The sequence below is a fragment of the Vibrio sp. 10N.261.52.A1 genome (genome assembly GCF_002876325.1).
Taxonomy (GTDB): Bacteria; Pseudomonadota; Gammaproteobacteria; order Enterobacterales; family Vibrionaceae; genus Vibrio; species Vibrio chagasii.
Map to the genome: position 1 here is coordinate 1,332 of NZ_MCYD01000525.1, position 18,014 is coordinate 19,345.

Below are 18,014 nucleotides of genomic sequence, written 5' to 3' on the forward strand. Positions count from 1 at the left end.
CAGAGCTTTAAAGCTCTGGCTTTTTTCATTGAATGTTTACTATAGCTATCCGATAATGAGCCATTCGCACAGTTTAAGGGATGAACATGAAAAAGATTGAAGCCATTATCAAGCCATTCAAACTTGATGATGTACGTGAGGCGCTTGCAGAAGTGGGCATTACGGGTATGACGGTCTCTGAAGTTAAAGGTTTCGGACGCCAAAAGGGTCATACTGAGCTATACCGTGGCGCAGAGTACATGGTCGACTTTTTGCCTAAAGTTAAGTTAGAGATCGTTGTTACTGATGAAGTAGCAGACCAATGTGTTGATACCATTATCGAGACGGCTCAAACTGGTAAAATTGGCGACGGTAAGATCTTCATCACTGACGTTGAACGTGTGGTACGTATTCGTACTGGCGAAGAAGACGAAGACGCCGTATAAAAAAACTATTACCCTAAAAGGAGCGTTTATCGCTCCTTTTTCATTTCTGGTAGGGTGCTTTATGTTCAAGAAAACCATCATAGTTATCACATTACTGATAACACTGGCTGTTGTTAGTTTTCACTTTATTTTCGTGATCCCAAATAAGCCCAATCTTATTACGTCTTCTCCAAATACCAGCAATGACATCTACAGTTGCTACCAAAACTCTGAACCTAAAGCGCTGGATGTGTCTGACGGCTTAAGCCTCACAGTATGGAATATTTATAAGCAAAATCGCAGTCATTGGCAGACGGAACTTAATAAGCTCACTGCGGGAAGCGATTTAGTACTGCTGCAAGAAGCGAGCATGACGGATGGACTTCGTCAGTGGGTAACGAGTGGTCAATGGGGAAGTACTCGAGTCAATGCGTTTGAGGCATTTGAAAAAAGTGCTGGTGTGCTCAACCTCGCGACTCATTTGCCTATCGAGGCTTGTGCTTATACTCATGAAGAGCCTTGGTTGCAGTTACCTAAGTCTGCTCTATGGTCCCGTTACAAGTTGAGCAATGGTGAGGAGTTGGCGGTGATCAACATTCATGCTGTGAACTTTACCTTTGGTACTGAAGATTATGAAGCTCAACTCAAGAGCTTAACCGACAATCTACAAAAGTATCGTGGGCCAGTTATTTTTGCTGGTGACTTTAATAGCTGGAGTGAGGCTCGTTTTACCGTATTGAAAGAGGCATTGGAAAAGGTAGGCTTGGCGGAGGTCGCTTTTGAGCCTGATAACCGCACTCAGTTCATAACGGGGTTAGTGCTAGACCATGTATTTTATCGTGGGCTAGAGGTAGAAAAAGCAAAAGCGCCCATGACGGACGCTTCTGATCATAATCCAATGTTAGTCACTTTTAAGGCTAAATAGCGTAAAGATAAGACTCAGTAACGGTTATCTACGAAACTAAAATGTAGATAGCCCAGATTAGGTAATAGCCAATCCACGGCAAGCCTGAAATTACCAGTGCTTGTCCACGCTCAAACTCTGTCCACGTTAATACCGCTGCGTAACCAAGTACGATGTACCAAGGCAGTAGCAGTGGTAAAGAGCTAGCAAATTGTGACCAATCACTTGTAAGCGGCAACTTGATTAAGCCGTTTAAGCTGTTCAAGTCAGCGGCGTAGTTCATCACATGACCGTGCTTTAGGATTAGACTTGCGTAGCTCGCAATATCACCTAAAACTGCAGGGAAGATGATAACTGATGCTGCTGCAAACCATCGCCAAAAGCTATGCTGATGTTGACTTGGTTTGGTTGCAAGGTTAAACCAAAATGCCAAAAGAACGATAGTGAGCGTGCGGCTAAACACATCGCTGATAATTTCACTGGCAAGTAGAGTATTACTATCAAGTAACGCCAACTGGTCTGGGTTTGTTTGAGCTAATTGCTTAGATAGCTCAGCACTTAACCAAGCAAAATCTACATTCGAAAAATAAGCACCCCAAAATAAAAATGGGCTGAGCATTAATACGACGTAGGGTTGCCATCCCCAAGCACTTCGCTGATAAAGCGCTAAGAAACAAGCTGTTGGTGAACGGAATATATCCAACAGCATGACGAGTGGGTTACTTGACGGGTTCATACACTTACCTTAGTTACATCAACATACAGCTTCAGTTTTTGTCCTGGCTGTAAGTATTTCTGGTTCTGCAAAGTGTTCCATTTTACAACATCTGAACTCTTTACCTTGAACTTTGATGCAATACCGCTGACTGTGTCACCTGATCTTACGTTATAGAAGATGGTACGGATGATGGCGCCGTCAGAACCGTTCTTCCAGATGACCAGTTCTTGACCAATTCGTAAGGTGTCACGTGGTCCCATACCGTTCCACTTCGCTAGTGACTGGTGAGATACCTTATTGGCACGCGCAATGGTCCATAAGCTGTCACCACTTTTTACTTTGTGGGTTAGCTTATATTGACCGCGACTCTTTGACTGTGTGCTTGCTAGGCGGTTAGAAGCGCTGAGTGCGTAAGTCTTATCGTCTTTGGTCGAGGTTGGGATCAGTAGATGTTGACCAATACGAATGTTGTTGTTGGTTAAACCGTTCGCTGAGCGAATCACTTTGCTGGTGGTGTTGTATTTGTTTGCCAGTACGCTGATGCTGTCGCCAGATTGAACCTTGTAACGTACTAGCTTCATGCCTTTGCCTTTGTTGGCCGTGACTTCTTTGTTGAATTTTTCAACTGAGTCTAGGGGAAGCAGTAATTGTTGGTGTTTTTCTGGTGCCGTCGCCCACTGGTTATAGGCAGGGTTATAGCCTTGCAGTTCTTTTACTGGAATGCCTGCGTAGTTCGCAGCAATAGCCAAATCCAGTTGCTCTTCTGGGTTAACTAGAGTTAGTACTGGCTTGTTTGAAATTGCAGGAATATCAATGCCGTACTTTTCTTGGTTGGCAATTACGTCTGCCAGTGCCAGCAGTTTAGGTACGTAGCTGCTAGTCTCTTTCGGCAGGTCTAGTGAGAAAAAGTCGATTGGTTTGCCAAGCTTCTTGTTCTTACGAATTGCGCTGTTTACACGACCACCACCACTGTTGTATGCCGCGATTGCGTGTTGCCAGTCGCCATCAAAACGTCTGTTTAGGTCGGTTAGAAAATCTAACGCAGCATCGGTTGAAGCAGCAACATCACGGCGGCCGTCGTACCAGAAGTTCTGCTCAAGTCCGTAGTCTTTACCCGTGCCAGCGAGGAATTGCCATAGACCAGCAGCACTGCCGTGAGAATAAGCAAATGCGTCGAACGAGCTTTCAACAACCGGCAGCAATGCCAGTTCTAAAGGTAGGTCTCTTTCTTCGATCTTGGTGGTGATCAAGTAAAGGAAAGGCTCAGCTCGCTTGGAGACGGTTTTTAGATGACTAGGGTGTTTTAGATACCAAGTTCGGTAGTAGTCGACCTTCTTTTGGTCTGGTACTTCCATTTCAAGTTGCATCGCAATACGTTTCCAAACATCTTCTTGTGTTTGTGGAGTAACGACAGGTGCTTCAACTTTTTGTTCTTCTTTGGTCGCTTCAGGTGAAACGTTCGCTTGAGAAACTTCTGTAGGAGATGTGTTGGTTTGCTCGGAAGCTTGGTCTGGATTCTCTGACTGAGTTAATTGGCAACCAGATAGTAGTAATACCAAAGCCCAGCTGTACTTAACTCGCATGTTACAGCCTTTTTAATAAACGGCCGATGATAATACTTGCCACTCCCTATAAGTGACAAGTCTGTATTTGTTAAAATTCGTTCTTCCACGCACGTAAAGCGGTAAATACCGACAAAGGATCGGTCTGTTCAGTGCGATTAGATACTGATTTCACTACACTTGGTTCGGTGTAGCGCAAGAAAGGGTTAACAAATCTCTCTTGTCTCAAATTTGTGGGGATGGTCGACTTATTTTGTGCGCGAAGTCGGTTCACTTGGTCGCGATATTGCTGCAAATGTTGGTTATCTGGCTCAACTGCAAGTGCGAAAGCGATATTGGCTGCTGTGTACTCATGTGCACAATAGACCTCGGTTTCTTGAGGAAGCGCCGTAATCTTATTTAATGCATCAAACATCTGTTGCGGAGTGCCTTCCATGATACGACCACAGCCCGCTGAGAACAGTACATCGCCACAGAATAGCTTTGCATCACCAACGTAACCGATATGGCCCGCCGTGTGCCCGCTTAACCCAAGAACCAAGAATACTTCGCCAAACAACTCCAGTTGGTCTCCATCATCCACTGGGTGTGTCAATGTTGGGATAGGCTCATTCTTCGGACCTACGACATCAACACCTGGAAACTGTCTAACTAACTCTGGAACGCCACCAATGTGATCGTGGTGGTGGTGCGTAATCAAGATTGCATCTAAAGTTAGCTCATGGTGTGCTAAGTACTCTAATACTGGAGCCGCATCGCCGGGGTCGACGACAGCACAACGGCGATCGCTATTTTCAATCAGCCAGATGTAATTGTCGTTAAATGCAGGTATGCTTTTGATATGTAACATTATTGGTTCTCCAGTCACTTTCAGTGCGACAGAATAAGTGAGACAGATTATTGATGAAGCCAGCACGTAGCAGAAAGAAGTTTGAGCGTCCTTACACTTGGGCACAATTGCACAATGGGGACTGGTTGAGAGAATCAATTCAAACTCGACTCGATGAGTGGTGCCCAAAGTTATTTGGTTACCATATGCTCAAGCTCGGCGGTCTCAGCAGTGAGATTTCTAGCTGCACATGCAACATTCAACATCAAGTAAACCTAGATATCCAGAACCCATTACATAATGTGATAGCGGATGGCTATAATTTGCCCTTTTTGGAGAAAAGTTTTGATGTTGTGGTACTTAGTCATCAATTAGATTATAGCAACGACCCACATCGACTATTAAGAGAAGTCGATCGAGTGATGATGGACGATGGCTATATCATCATCACCGGCTTTAACCCATTCAGTGTCACTGGGCTTGCCAGTTTAATGCCTTGGCGCAAGAACAGTTTACCTTGGAGTGGGCGAATGTATACGCCAAGTCGTGTAAAAGACTGGTTAGGCGTTCTGAACTATGAAGTCATTCATTGTGATACTTATGCATTGTTCCCGATGAGTAAGTATCAAGCGATGTGGACCTGGCTTGAGAACGCGTTAGGTGGCTGTGCCTCGTTTGCTGGAAGCCAATACTTTATCGTTGCTCGCAAGCGCACTTATCCGCTCAAGCCTATTAAGCCACACTGGCACCTCAAACGACGCTTCTCTCCGGTTGGCGCTAGCTTTAGGACTGATACTCGCTGCACGTTGCATTCCATTCGTGCACTTCGCCCGCTAAAAACAGAAAAAGCCGACACATAGTCGGCTTTTTGCTATTGGATATCTTTACCCGCCCCAAATCTTAACTTGGCTGATAGCCCGTGTCTTCTTGGGTTGGGTTTTCGGCAGCGGTACGCGCCAGCTCATCACACATTTCATTCTCTCGGTGACCTGCGTGTCCTTTCACCCAACGCCAATCGACAGTGTGACGTGCTGTCTCTTTATCGAGTTTTTGCCAAAGATCAGCGTTTTTTACCGGTTTTTTGTCGGCGGTTTTCCAGTCACGCTTTTTCCAGTTATGTATCCACTGAGTGATGCCTTGACGAACGTATTGGCTGTCGGTAGTGAGAATCACAGAACACGGCTCTTTTAGGGTCTGCAGTGCAACAACAGCAGCGAGCATTTCCATGCGGTTGTTGGTCGTTAGGGTATAGCCTTGCGCGAGCGTCTTCTCTACTTTCTTGTAGCGAAGTACGATGCCATAGCCGCCAGGCCCTGGATTGCCTAAACAAGAACCATCAGTGAAAATTTCAACTTGTTTCGTCATGATTTGATACTATTACCTCAAGCACATTATCGGCATAGTCTGACACAGTTATCCTTATGAATACCAGTAGCACTCCAGAACAAACCGCGAACGAAAAAAACAGTTCGAATGAAAACAAGCGCATCGTCGTACTCGATACCGAAACAACCGGTATGAATACCGAAGGTGGCCCTCACTACATGGGTCACCGCATCGTGGAGATCGGTGCCGTAGAGATCATCAACCGTAAGTTAACTGGGCGCCACTTCCACGTTTACATTAAGCCAGATCGCGCTATTCAAGAAGAGGCGATTGGCGTTCACGGTATCACTGATGAATTCTTGGTCGACAAGCCTGAATACCAAGACATTCACAAAGAGTTTCTCGACTTCATCAAAGGCGCTGAGCTGGTGGCTCACAACGCGCCCTTCGATACCGGCTTCATGGACTACGAGTTTGAGAAACTGGACCCTACTATCGGTAAGACAGACGATTACTGTAAAGTTACCGATACCCTGGACATGGCGAAAAAGATATTCCCGGGTAAAAGAAACAATCTAGATATCTTATGTGAACGTTATGGCATCGATAACTCGCACCGTACTCTCCACGGCGCTTTGCTCGATGCGGAGATCCTAGCCGACGTCTATTTATTGATGACGGGTGGACAAACGTCACTGCAATTTAACGCTGGTCAGCAAGAAGGTGGCGTAGAAAGTATCCGAAGAGTAGAAAGTGGTCGAAAATCCCTAAAGGTTTTACGAGCAACGGCCGATGAAGTAGAAGCGCATCAAAGTCGTTTAGATCTCGTCGAGAAAAGCGGAAGCTGCCTCTGGCGTCAGTAGGGAGAAAGTATGTTAAGGGTATTGGCTACCGGTTGTTTATTGCTGTTAAGCTTTAGCTTGCACGCGGCAACAGAATCCGTAATGAGTTTATTGGACAACCGATTCCGAGTTGATCCCAGCATAGAACAAATTACCTTTATAATTTATCGAGCCGATAACTCTAAACCTGTCGTTCTGGTTCGTCCTGACGGCAAGAAATACTACTCTTGGCGTAACGCTGATAATGTCCGTTGGTATGAAGAATCCTCAATGGACATTGTCTCTATTGATAAGCCGATGCCGGGCCCATGGCAAGCGGTAGGTAAGGTCTCTCCTAAGAACAATATCAAGCTACTGTCTCATCTTGTTTTGGATGCGAATGAATTTCCAAACAAGCTGTACCAGACAGAGCGTATTAAATTCACTGCCCGTCTCACCTCTGATGGTAAGCCCTTGGTGCTGCGTGATTTCCTTGATCGAGTGAAGCTCAAGGTGACGTTTACTAAATTTGTCGAAAACGAAGAATCTTTAGTGAGAGAAGCTCGTCCTGTGCCTGTTGTGATGGGCGAGTTTGCTGACGACGGTGTGGATCTCGACGAGAAAGCGGGAGACGGCGTATTCACTGTGTCACTGCCGATTGATATTGAGCCGGGCAAATACCGCGTACGTATTACTTCTGGCAATGGCGTGTTTTTACGAGCGCAAGAACAAGAAGTTTTGGTTTATCCGACACCTATTACCACCACCTTTATCCAGTCTCGCAAAGATGGCTTACCTCATACTATCGTGGTCTCTGGCGAGCAGGGAATGATAGAGCCGAGTTCGTTAGCGGTGCACGTTGAGCATAAAGCATCAGATGAATACGTGATGTATGAGCAAGGGCAAGCGGATGTCGATGCGATGAAGGTGCCTTTGGAGATCCCTTATAATGGTGAACTTGGGATTTATAACTGGTCTGGAATGGTTTATGCCACCGATGCTTCTAGCCAGCGCCCATTGACGTTCCCAATTTCCGAGCACTCTTACAGTGTGGTTCAAGATATTGATTTAGCGGAATCCCGCCGCCTGCAAGAAGAAGCGTTAGCCGAGCAAAAGCGTATCGCTACTGAGATGATGATACTCAAGAAGCGAGAAGAAGACAGACAACGTAGTATGATTATTATTGGGGTAGGTAACGTGGTTGCTATTCTATTGGGTCTACTGATTTGGTTTGTGGTTCGTAAAGTGACTGCCAAGAAGAGAGCTCAACCAGAGATGCAACTTAAGGCTCCTAAGTAACCATCTGCTTGATTGAGTTATTTTGAGAGAGCTACTCAATCTCGCACTCGGAACATGTGACAGTTCATCATATCTAGAATAAAAAAACGGGACTCATAGGAGTCCCGTTTTGTTTTTATAGCTAAATCTAGGCTACGTTATCTATCGATTGGCCCGGATACTGGGGCTTTGCTGCTAGTTCCTCTGGCGAGAAGTCATCAACGTTGATGGTGTACAGTCGATGTTGCTCTGCACTCTCTAACAGTGCCGCTTCTTTCTCAGTCAGAATGCCTTTCTCAAGACCTAATTGAGCGACCAAATCCAGTCGTAGGAAGGCGCGTTTCTGATGCGTCTCTTTACAGACTTTGTCGAACAGAGGCTCAGCTTGAAGAATAACCTCCAATGCTTTCTCGATCTTACCTACGGCATTGTACTGAGTATCCGCTAAGTATTGACCACGGCCGATACGTGAGCGTGTTGCACTCGGTGTTTGTAGGATGTGTGCAACTTTGCTGTCCAGTTTGTCGTTTGGTGCGCGGCGAATACGGCCAAATGGCATCAATACAACACGTAGAAGGCGTCCAACCACTGGGTTAGGGAAGTTTGCTAAGAACTCATCAATTGCCACTTCAGTTTGACGCAAGCTGTCTTGCATACCCCAGTGTACTAGCGGTAGATCTTCTGCATTGCTGCCTTCGCTCTCAAAGCGTTTTAGTGTTGCAGAACCAAGGTAAAGTTGACTCAGGATATCACCTAGACGGGCAGATAGACGCTCTCTACGTTTCAGTGAGCCGCCTAATACAGCCATTGAAATGTCAGACAGTAGCGCTAGGTTAGCACTGTAACGGTTCAGCTGTTGGTAGTAGCGCTTTGTCTGCTTATCGGTGTTATTGGCAGGTGTTGGTGTGTCCGAACCACGGCCATCAGTTAAACCAAACCACAAACTACGAACTAGGTTACTTAGCGTAAAGCTAACGTGCCCTGCTAACGCTGAATCAAACTTGTCTAGAGCATCGCTACTTTCAGAGTATGCTGCTTCCATTTCATTAAGAACGTAAGGGTGACAACGAATCGCACCTTGACCGTAGATGATCATTGAACGAGTCAGGATGTTTGCGCCTTCAACGGTAATCGCGATAGGTGAACCTTGGTAGCCACGAGCTAGGAAGTTAGATGGACCCAAGCAAATACCCTTACCACCTACGATGTCCATTGCATCGATGATGCTGCGTTGACCACGGTGCGTACAGTGATACTTAACGATTGCAGAGATAACCGAAGGTTTTTCACCAAGGTCAATACCAGCAACGGTCAGGTTACTTGCTGCATCCATGACATAAGCATTACCACCGAGGCGTGCTAGTGGCTCTTCAACCCCTTCCATGCGACCAATGGGTTGCTTAAATTGGCGACGAATACGAGCGTAAGCGCCAGTCGCAAGTGCTGCTGTTTTGATGCCACCGGTTGAGTTTGATGGCAGTGTGATACCACGGCCAACTGACAGACATTCAACCAGCATTCTCCAACCTTGGCCTGCCATTTTCTGACCACCAATAATGAAATCAATAGGAACGAAAATATCGTTACCTTGAGTTGGACCATTTTGGAAAGGAACATTTAGTGGGAAGTGGCGGTTGCCAATCTCCACGCCTTTCAAATCAGTTGGGATAAGAGCACAAGTGATACCAAGATCTTGCTGATCGCCTAGTAAGCCTTCTGGGTCTCGCAGTTTAAAGGCCAAACCCAGTACGGTCGCAACCGGTGCAAGAGTGATGTAGCGCTTGTTCCAAGTCAGGCGCATACCAAGAACTTCTTCGCCTTGCCATTCACCTTTACAAACCACACCGTAATCTGGGATTGAACCCGCATCAGAGCCTGCTTCTGGGCTAGTTAGGGCAAAACAAGGGATCTCTTTACCTTCAGCCAAGCGCGGAAGGTAGTGGTTTCTTTGCTCTTCTGTACCGTAGTGTTGCAGCAGCTCACCAGGGCCTAATGAGTTAGGTACACCAACGGTTGATGATAGTACGCTAGATACGCCCGTTAGTTTTTGTAGAACCAAAGACTGAGCGTAAGCTGAGAATTCTAAGCCACCATATTTTTTCTTGATGATCATCGCGAAGAACTTGTGGTCTTTCAGGTACTGCCACACTTCTGGTGGTAAATCAGCAAGCTCATGAGTGACTTGGTAATCATTGACCATTTCACACACTGTGTTTACTGGACCATCGAGGAACGCTTGTTCCGCTTCAGACAGTTTTGGGTCAGCGATGTTCTGTAGTTTTTTCCACTCAGGTTTGCCTTTGAATAACTCTGCTTCCCACCAAACAGTACCGGCTTCCAGTGCTTCTTTTTCTGTCTGAGACATCGCCGGCAGTACTTTCTTAAATACAGAAAGTGCTTTTTGGCTGATGAGAGTTTGTCGAATGGCTGGTACAGCAAAAATAGCAACCGCTAATAGGTAACAAAGCCAGCCAGTAACCGCTACGTCGCCAAATAGTGTTAAAGCTACCATTGCGCCAGTTAGTGCGATTAATGCGCGTACCAAGCTAACTCTGTGGTAGAGACAGACACCTAAGATAGCTGTCATGCCGAGTAGGGAGAGCAATATATTCATGATCGATTTCCTTTTCAGAGATCACTTATCGTTATTAAGTTTTAGGTAAGAGGTCTAACCAGTTAAGTGTAAACAAAATATTAAATATTTGTAAAACTCAAAGTTGAATAAAAAGTGATCTGAGTAGAGTTAAAATTCTAATTGTGAGAGGTTGGTGGCGATTATTTGGACGAATTGGCGATGACTGACTAATTAAGGTGGCAATCTTTGGGCTTAACTGTCGACACTATTTCATGTTTGTGGGTAAACTCAGGTAAAAGAGGGGAAAAACCTCAGCTCTCATATCGCGCACGCTAAGCTGCGTCATAAAAATAAGAGATAAGCCTTATGTACCAAGACCTAATCAAAAGTGAATTGAACGAAGCTGCTGACGTTCTTAACAAGTTTTTGAGTGATGATCATAATATTGCTCAAATTGAAGCAGCGGCAAAACTGATTGCTGACTCATTCAAACAGGAAGGTAAAGTGCTTTCTTGTGGTAACGGTGGCTCACACTGTGATGCAATGCACTTCGCAGAAGAGCTGACTGGCCGATACCGTGAAAACCGCCCAGGCTACGCTGGTATTGCGATTTCAGACCCTAGCCACTTATCTTGTGTAAGTAATGACTTCGGCTACGACCACGTATTTTCTCGTTATGTAGAAGCGGTTGGCCGTAAAGGCGATGTGCTATTCGGTCTATCAACGTCTGGTAACTCAGGCAACATCCTAAAAGCCATTGAAGCAGCTCAAGCGAAAGGCATGAAGACTATCGCTCTGACTGGTAAAGATGGCGGTAAAATGGCAGGTTGCGCGGACATTGAAATCCGTGTGCCACATTTTGGTTACGCAGACCGCATCCAAGAGATTCACATTAAGATCATCCATATTGTGATTCAGCTTGTCGAAAAAGAGATGGAATAACAGTTTTACAGACATATAGAGCCTAGGTTTGTGGCTCTATTGGTTTTAATAGGGAGTAGATTAAACCATGTGTGAATTGCTCGGTATGAGCGCGAATGTGCCTACGGATATTTGTTTTAGCTTCACTGGTCTTATGCAGCGCGGTGGCAATACTGGCCCACATCGTGATGGTTGGGGGATCACCTTTTATGAGGGCAAGGGCTTTCGTACCTTTAAAGATCCTAACCCTAGCTGTGAATCTAAGATCGCTGAATTGGTTCAAAACTACCCAATTAAAAGCCAAGCTGTTGTCAGCCACATCCGTCAAGCCAACCGTGGTGGTGTTAATCTAGAGAATACACACCCTTTCACTCGTGAGCTTTGGGGAAGATACTGGACCTTTGCTCACAATGGCCAACTATCAGATTACGATGACTTAGTGAGTGGGCGTTTTAGACCGGTTGGTGAAACTGACAGCGAGCGTTCATTCTGTTGGTTACTTAAGCAACTGGAAGAGCGTTTTCCTGAACCACCACAAGACATGGAAGGCATGTTCCGCTTCGTTGCAGAGTGTTGCGACAAGCTACGAGAGAAGGGCGTTTTCAACATGTTGTTGAGCGATGGTGAGTACGTAATGACATACTGTACTAACCACTTGTACTGGATTACGAGACGCGCGCCTTTTGGTAACGCGAGCTTAATTGATGAAGACGTCGAGATTAACTTCCAAGAAGAAACCACACCGAATGATGTGGTGACGGTAGTGGCTACTCAACCCCTCACTGGTAATGAAGAGTGGTTTAGAATGAAGCCGGGTGAATACGCCTTGTTCCATTCAGGTGAATTGATTGGCAATAATCACAAGGATCTGGAAGATGTCGCTTATGCTCCTAAAAAGGTCGCAAGCCAAGCGCCTACTGAACCATTGAGCTAAACCTCTCAGTACTTGATTCGATAAAAAAGGCCGTTAACTGCACTCGTCAGTTAACGGCCTTTTTGTATTCTTGATCCTACTCTTCTGCGTAACCGTGTTTGCCTAGTACTTTTCCGTCTAACACCGCTTGTCCATCAATCATAGATAAACGGTCTTCTGCGAACCACTTACAAACCATTGGATAGATTGTGTGTTCTTGAGTGAGTACTCGCCTCGCTAGCAGCTCGGCATCATCGTCCTCAAACACAGGAACCTTGGCTTGTAAGATAACAGGACCGCCGTCGAGCTCTTCTGTTACAAAGTGCACACTTGTGCCGTGCTCTTTGTCTTTTGCATCAATTGCACGCTGGTGGGTATGTAAACCCGGGTATTTAGGCAGTAGAGAAGGGTGGATATTGACCATTTTTCCTGCGTAATGACGAACAAATTCTGAACTCAAAATACGCATATAGCCTGCCAATACGATTAAATCTGGTTGATAGGCATCGATCTGAATCATCAGTTCATGATCAAATTCTTCACGCGAGCCGAAATCTTTTGGGTTAACTGAGCGTGCATCGACACCAGCATTTTTTGCTCGTTCTAAGCCGAATGCTTCTGCCTTGTTTGAGAAGACAGCCTTGACTGAAGCATCAATCATATTGCTGTCGCAAGCATCTAAGATCGCCTGCAAGTTACTGCCGCTTCCTGAAACTAACACAACGATATTTTTCTGAGACGGAGTGGTTTTCTGAGAGTGATTGTTTTTCATAAAGTGGGTCATATGATTGATTAATTGAACTGTTTACAATTTACCTACATAAACTAAGGTTTTCTGCGGGCCAAATAGCAAAATGAGGACCATTAGGTCCTCATTGATTAACTAATTGAGTGAAGTGCTCACTTAGTTGATTTCAACTTGTTCTTCGCCCGCTTCAGCGTTCGCGATCTCACCGATAACCCAAGCGTTTTCGCCTTCAGCTTTCAGTAGTTCAACAGCAGCGGTTGCTTGGTCTTTAGGTAGAGCAACAACAAGGCCTACACCACAGTTGAAAGTGCGGTACATTTCAAATGTTTCCACGTTGCCTTTCTCTTGTAGCCAGTTGAAGATAGCAGGCCATTCCCAGCTCTTACCATCAATCACTGCTTTAGTACCTTCAGGAAGTACGCGTGGGATGTTTTCCCAGAAACCACCACCAGTAATGTGCGAGATAGCATGGATGTCATGCTCTGCGATCATCTTAAGTGCTGATTTAATGTAAATCTTAGTTGGTTCTAGTAGGTGTTCACCGATAGTGCGACCTTCTAGCTCTTCGTTCTTATCTGCACCAGATACTTCCAGTACTTTACGAATTAGAGAGTAACCATTTGAGTGTGGGCCACTTGAGCCAACAGCGATAAGTGCGTCGCCTGCAGCTACTTTAGTACCGTCGATGATGTCAGCTTTTTCTACAACGCCAACACAGAAGCCAGCAACATCGTAGTCGTCGCCTTCGTACATGCCCGGCATTTCAGCGGTTTCACCACCGATAAGTGCACAACCCGCTTGAACACAACCTTCGGCGATGCCAGAAACAACGTCTGCTGCTGTGTCTACATCTAGCTTACCTGTTGCGTAGTAGTCTAGGAAGAATAGAGGCTCACCACCTTGAACGATTAGGTCGTTCACACACATTGCCACTAGGTCGATACCAATGGTGTCGTGTTTTTTCAGATCCAAAGCAAGGCGAAGTTTAGTACCAACACCATCAGTACCTGAAACAAGTACTGGCTCTTTGTATTTCGTTGGAAGTTCACATAGGGCGCCAAAGCCACCAATACCGCCCATTACTTCAGGGCGACGAGTGCGTTTAACAGCACCTTTAATACGGTCTACTAGTGCATTACCTGCGTCGATATCAACACCAGCGTCTTTGTAGCTTAGAGAAGAAGTATTACCACTCACGGGATAGTCCTCGAACTTAAGTTGGATGTGAAAACGGCGCTATTCTAACAGGGCTTGAATATGAAGAGCAAACGTTTGCGCGGTTTTTTTTATTAGAATAAAGATTCTGAAATAACCTTAGAGTTCGTGTATAATCTACAGGTTTGTTTAAATATTGCCGGAGTTGGAAATGAAAGTTGTTGAAGTGAAACACCCGCTAGTAAAACATAAAATTGGCCTGATGCGTGAAGGTGAGATTAGCACTAAGCGTTTTCGTGAGCTAGCGACAGAAGTGGGTAGCCTTCTAACATACGAAGCGACATCAGACTTTGAAACTGAACGTGTAACTATTAATGGTTGGGACGGCCCAGTTGAAGTTGACCAAATTAAAGGTAAAAAAGTAACAGTAGTGCCAATCCTACGTGCTGGTCTAGGCATGATGGACGGCGTTCTTGAGCACATCCCAAGTGCACGTATCAGCGTTGTTGGTATCTACCGTGACGAAGAAACGCTTGAGCCAGTACCATACTTCAACAAGCTTGCATCTAACATCGATGAGCGTATTGCTCTAGTGGTAGACCCAATGCTTGCAACAGGTGGTTCTATGATCGCGACTATCGACCTAATGAAAGAGAAAGGTTGTAAGCACTTCAAGATTCTTGTGCTTGTAGCGGCTCCAGAAGGTATTGCAGCTCTAGAAAAAGCGCACCCAGATGTTGAGCTTTACACTGCAGCAATCGATGAAAAGCTAAACGACAAGGGCTACATTGTTCCTGGTCTTGGCGATGCTGGTGATAAGATCTTCGGTACTAAGTAATTCGGTTTGTAGGTTAAGTGGATTCGGCTGTTTCAAACTTCTGAATTGACTTAATTATCCGTATTAATAAAAAAGGGAGAGCATTCGATGCTCTCCCTTTTTTGATCTTAAATTTTGTGGAATCTAACCAGGTTCAACCATTAGTCGATTTGAGCTTTGTCTACTACTGTGTTGTCGCCTAACTCTTCAGGAAGGACTAGGTTAAGTAGAATCGCCACGATACCGCACAAGCTTACGCCCTGTAGGCTGAAGTCGCCGATACCAAAAGCCATTCCGCCAATACCGAATACTAGGGTAATACCCACAATCACAAGGTTACGTGATTTGTGTAGGTCAACGTTGTTTTTGATAAGAGTATTCAAGCCTACTGTTGCAATAGAACCAAACAGAAGAATCATGATGCCGCCCATTACCGGAACCGGAATGGTTTGTAGAAGCGCACCCAGTTTACCAACTAATGCAAGAACTATGGCTGTTACTGCAGCCCAAGTCATGATCACCGGGTTAAATGCTTTTGTTAGCATTACTGCGCCAGTTACTTCACTGTAGGTTGTGTTTGGCGGAGCGCCCAGCATAGAAGCTGCAATGGTCGCTACACCGTCGCCTGTTATTGTGCGGTGCAGGCCAGGTTTCTTAAGGTAGTCTTTACCCGTCACGTTAGAAATCGCCAGCATGTCACCTACGTGCTCAACGGCAGGTGCAATCGCAACAAACACCATGAAGAAGATAGCGTTGATGTTGAACTCAGGCATAGTGAAGTTTGGTAGTGCTAACCAAGATGCTTGCGCTACGGGTGCAAAGTCGACTGCTCCATAGAATAGACTCGTAATGTAACCTGCGATAATACCGCCGAAGATAGGCAGTAGCTTTAGGAAACCCTTCGAGAATACGCTGATGATGACGGTAACTAGCAGTGAAACCGATGAGATCCAAAGTGCTGCGTCTGCATCAACCAGTTGAACGGCGCCATCGCCTGTCTTACCTAAAGCCATGTTTACCGCAACTGGTGCCAAGCCTAAACCAATCACCATGATCACAGGGCCTACAACCACAGGTGGAAGCAGCTTATGAATAAAGCCAACGCCTCTCACTTTGATAAGAGCACCCATCAATACATACACAACACCTGCTGCCATTAGGCCACCCATGGTTGCACCAATACCCCAAGTTTGGATGCCAAACATGATAGGCGCGATGAATGCAAAAGAAGACGCTAAGAAGATTGGCACTGAACGGCGTGTAATAAGTTGGAATAAAAGGGTACCGATACCTGCGCCAAAGAGTGCAACGTTGGGATCAAGTCCTGTCAGTAGCGGCACGAGTACAAGTGCACCAAAAGCTACAAACAGCATTTGTGCACCTTGCAATGCATTTTTCATGATATGTCCTTAGATTGGTCGTTATATGAAAAGTGAAAAATAAAATTCGCGCGATTCTATCACTTAGCAATCGATTGCTACACAAAATAGATCAAATTTATTTATCATAGTGATGTTTTATATCGAACAAGGTCCGAAAATTCGGTTTATAAGTTAGCGCTTTATCATGGTCAGGTGATATTTTGTGGTTATTAAACACAGTGGGCGCTAACGACCTTGCCCCTCAATCCATAGTTGCTTATCATCAAGGCACAAGCATTGAATATTAGGATCAATATGCGCTACATAGCATTGTTGTTGATGGGACTATTAGCCTTCCCGAGTTACGCCTTAACTAAAGTCGATATCTTTAGTGCTGAAGTTGCGATTAACGCCGAAGACAAACAACCAGAACAAGTGGCAAGAAATACCGGTATGGAGCAGGTATTGATACGTGCGACTGGTCAAACTGACGTTGCTTCAAATGAGACCATCCAAAAGGCGATGCGTAAGAGTGCGCAGTACATGTCTCAAATGAGTTTTGGTGAGCGCAATGACCAATCAACATTGCGTATGCGTTTTAATGGTGCCCAAATCCGTTCTCTACTGACTCAAGCACAACTGCCGTACTGGCCTGAAACTCGCTCAAACATCTTGGTTTGGCTGGTGGAAGAAGACAGCTTCGATAAGAACATTGTGTGGGAGCACTCGAACTCACCACTTGCTGCTCAAATGCAAGCAAGTGCAAAAGATCGTGGTTTACCTCTGACTCTGCCAGTGGGTGACTTCGACGATATCACTGGTATCGCGACCTCAGATTTATGGGGCAGCTTTGTTTCACCAATTAGCAGAGCAAGTCAACGCTACCCAGTAGATGCAGTGTTAGTGATTAAAGCTCAATCTTCAGGATTGCGTTGGACGCTGTACGACCAAAAACCAAGTCAGTTAACTAGCGCGCCAACTGCACCAATCACAGGTTCAGTGTCGGGTAATAGTGCAACGGCTTCGAAGAAGCTAGTTGACCAAATCAGTAACTACTACGCGGGTAAAAGCGCGGTGACTGTGGCGAGTGAGTCATCAGAGTCGATTTTAACTCAGTTTATTAGCCTGAATAATGCTCAAGACTTCTTCCAGCTAGAGAATGCACTTAAGCGTCTAAACTCGGTTGCTAGTCTAGATATTCTTAAGATTCAAAACAACGAAGTGACGTTCCGTATTCACTTGCTGTCGACTCAACAAGAGTTTGAGCAAGAAGTGGCAAGTATTCGCCAAGTTGTGAAGGTTGAAGAGTCTTACATCGAACCAGAAGTAAGCCCTGAATTTGAAACACAAGACAACACTATGTCTGTAGACGATGATTCAACACCTGTCGTTGATACTGAAGCAACAGATACTGACGTTCAAGTGATCAAAGGTAATGAAGTTGTTGGTGATGATACGCTAGCTGCCTCGGATGCTAACTCAGAAGATGCGGGTAGCGAAGCGCTAGAAGAGGTTACTCCTCAGCATGCGAAACCTAGCTTGGTGTATGAGTGGAACCGCAGTTAGGCAATTGCTGACATTCATCGTCTATACGAAAAGTAAGTAGACGAAGATAAATAAAAAGAAAGCCCTGCTAGAGAAATCTGGCAGGGCTTTTTGTTTGTTCGCTAATTGTTTGAGCT

17 protein-coding genes are annotated in these 18,014 nt (G+C 45.3%); 9 read left to right on the forward strand and 8 right to left on the reverse strand.

Annotated features, from left to right (window positions below):
- Positions 1 to 86 precede the first annotated feature (86 nt).
- Complete coding sequence (glnB, locus tag BCT81_RS07060) at positions 87 to 425, forward strand: nitrogen regulatory protein P-II (protein WP_004738609.1); 339 nt, start codon at positions 87 to 89, stop codon at positions 423 to 425.
- Positions 426 to 486: 61 nt separating this feature from the next.
- Positions 487 to 1,329 (forward strand): endonuclease/exonuclease/phosphatase family protein, encoded by an 843-nt coding sequence (locus BCT81_RS07065; protein ID WP_102423665.1) that lies wholly within the window; start codon positions 487 to 489, stop codon positions 1,327 to 1,329.
- 28 nt (positions 1,330 to 1,357) lie between these two features.
- Here the strand turns inward: BCT81_RS07065 and BCT81_RS07070 are convergent, their stop codons facing one another.
- From BCT81_RS07070 to gloB, 3 genes are all read right to left on the reverse strand, one after another.
- Entirely contained in the window at positions 1,358 to 2,044 is a 687-nt protein-coding gene (locus BCT81_RS07070) for a YIP1 family protein (protein WP_008224026.1), read from the reverse strand.
- Positions 2,041 to 3,609 (reverse strand): LysM peptidoglycan-binding domain-containing protein, encoded by a 1,569-nt coding sequence (locus BCT81_RS07075; protein WP_102423666.1) that lies wholly within the window; start codon positions 3,607 to 3,609, stop codon positions 2,041 to 2,043. Before BCT81_RS07075 ends, BCT81_RS07070 begins: the two co-directional genes overlap by 4 nt.
- A 70-nt stretch (positions 3,610 to 3,679) precedes the next feature.
- Complete coding sequence (gene gloB, locus BCT81_RS07080; protein ID WP_004738614.1) at positions 3,680 to 4,438, reverse strand: hydroxyacylglutathione hydrolase; 759 nt, start codon at positions 4,436 to 4,438, stop codon at positions 3,680 to 3,682.
- 53 nt (positions 4,439 to 4,491) lie between these two features.
- On the opposite strand from gloB, the gene BCT81_RS07085 reads away from it, so the two are divergent.
- Complete coding sequence (locus BCT81_RS07085; protein WP_102423667.1) at positions 4,492 to 5,277, forward strand: class I SAM-dependent methyltransferase; 786 nt, start codon at positions 4,492 to 4,494, stop codon at positions 5,275 to 5,277.
- Positions 5,278 to 5,317: 40 nt separating this feature from the next.
- Here the strand turns inward: BCT81_RS07085 and rnhA are convergent, their stop codons facing one another.
- Positions 5,318 to 5,782: a ribonuclease HI gene (gene rnhA, locus BCT81_RS07090; RefSeq protein WP_008222935.1), complete on the reverse strand. Its 465-nt coding sequence runs from the start codon at positions 5,780 to 5,782 to the stop codon at positions 5,318 to 5,320.
- 56 nt (positions 5,783 to 5,838) lie between these two features.
- Here rnhA and dnaQ point away from each other — a divergent pair, with 56 nt between their 5' ends.
- Positions 5,839 to 6,606, forward strand: a complete 768-nt coding sequence (gene dnaQ, locus BCT81_RS07095; RefSeq protein WP_004738617.1) for a DNA polymerase III subunit epsilon — start codon at positions 5,839 to 5,841, stop codon at positions 6,604 to 6,606.
- A gap of 9 nt (positions 6,607 to 6,615) precedes the next feature.
- Positions 6,616 to 7,863, forward strand: a complete 1,248-nt coding sequence (locus BCT81_RS07100) for a TIGR03503 family protein (protein WP_102423668.1) — start codon at positions 6,616 to 6,618, stop codon at positions 7,861 to 7,863.
- Between the two features lie 127 nt (positions 7,864 to 7,990).
- Here the strand turns inward: BCT81_RS07100 and fadE are convergent, their stop codons facing one another.
- Positions 7,991 to 10,456, reverse strand: coding sequence for an acyl-CoA dehydrogenase FadE (gene fadE, locus BCT81_RS07105; protein ID WP_102423669.1), 2,466 nt, complete (start codon positions 10,454 to 10,456; stop codon positions 7,991 to 7,993).
- Between the two features lie 327 nt (positions 10,457 to 10,783).
- Here fadE and lpcA point away from each other — a divergent pair, with 327 nt between their 5' ends.
- Both lpcA and BCT81_RS07120 read left to right on the forward strand, forming a co-directional pair.
- Positions 10,784 to 11,359: a D-sedoheptulose 7-phosphate isomerase gene (gene lpcA / locus BCT81_RS07115; protein WP_008222941.1), complete on the forward strand. Its 576-nt coding sequence runs from the start codon at positions 10,784 to 10,786 to the stop codon at positions 11,357 to 11,359.
- Positions 11,360 to 11,426: 67 nt separating this feature from the next.
- Positions 11,427 to 12,272 (forward strand): class II glutamine amidotransferase, encoded by an 846-nt coding sequence (locus BCT81_RS07120; protein ID WP_102423670.1) that lies wholly within the window; start codon positions 11,427 to 11,429, stop codon positions 12,270 to 12,272.
- A 76-nt stretch (positions 12,273 to 12,348) separates the two neighbouring features.
- Here the strand turns inward: BCT81_RS07120 and purN are convergent, their stop codons facing one another.
- Positions 12,349 to 13,023 (reverse strand): phosphoribosylglycinamide formyltransferase, encoded by a 675-nt coding sequence (purN, locus tag BCT81_RS07125; RefSeq protein WP_102423671.1) that lies wholly within the window; start codon positions 13,021 to 13,023, stop codon positions 12,349 to 12,351.
- Positions 13,024 to 13,155: 132 nt separating this feature from the next.
- Positions 13,156 to 14,196 carry a phosphoribosylformylglycinamidine cyclo-ligase gene (gene purM, locus BCT81_RS07130; protein ID WP_102423672.1) on the reverse strand — a complete coding sequence of 347 codons (1,041 nt, stop codon included), beginning with the start codon at positions 14,194 to 14,196 and terminating at the stop codon, positions 13,156 to 13,158.
- 169 nt (positions 14,197 to 14,365) lie between these two features.
- Between purM and upp the strand changes: the two genes are divergently transcribed.
- The gene (gene upp / locus BCT81_RS07135; protein WP_004738627.1) at positions 14,366 to 14,992 is read left to right on the forward strand and encodes a uracil phosphoribosyltransferase; all 627 of its coding nucleotides are present in this window, start codon (positions 14,366 to 14,368) and stop codon (positions 14,990 to 14,992) included.
- Positions 14,993 to 15,132: 140 nt separating this feature from the next.
- On the opposite strand, the gene BCT81_RS07140 is transcribed toward upp, so the two are convergent.
- The gene (locus BCT81_RS07140) at positions 15,133 to 16,371 is read right to left on the reverse strand and encodes a uracil-xanthine permease family protein (RefSeq protein WP_008222947.1); all 1,239 of its coding nucleotides are present in this window, start codon (positions 16,369 to 16,371) and stop codon (positions 15,133 to 15,135) included.
- A gap of 276 nt (positions 16,372 to 16,647) precedes the next feature.
- Between BCT81_RS07140 and BCT81_RS07145 the strand changes: the two genes are divergently transcribed.
- Complete coding sequence (locus BCT81_RS07145; RefSeq protein WP_102423673.1) at positions 16,648 to 17,898, forward strand: DUF2066 domain-containing protein; 1,251 nt, start codon at positions 16,648 to 16,650, stop codon at positions 17,896 to 17,898.
- Positions 17,899 to 18,014 lie beyond the last annotated feature (116 nt).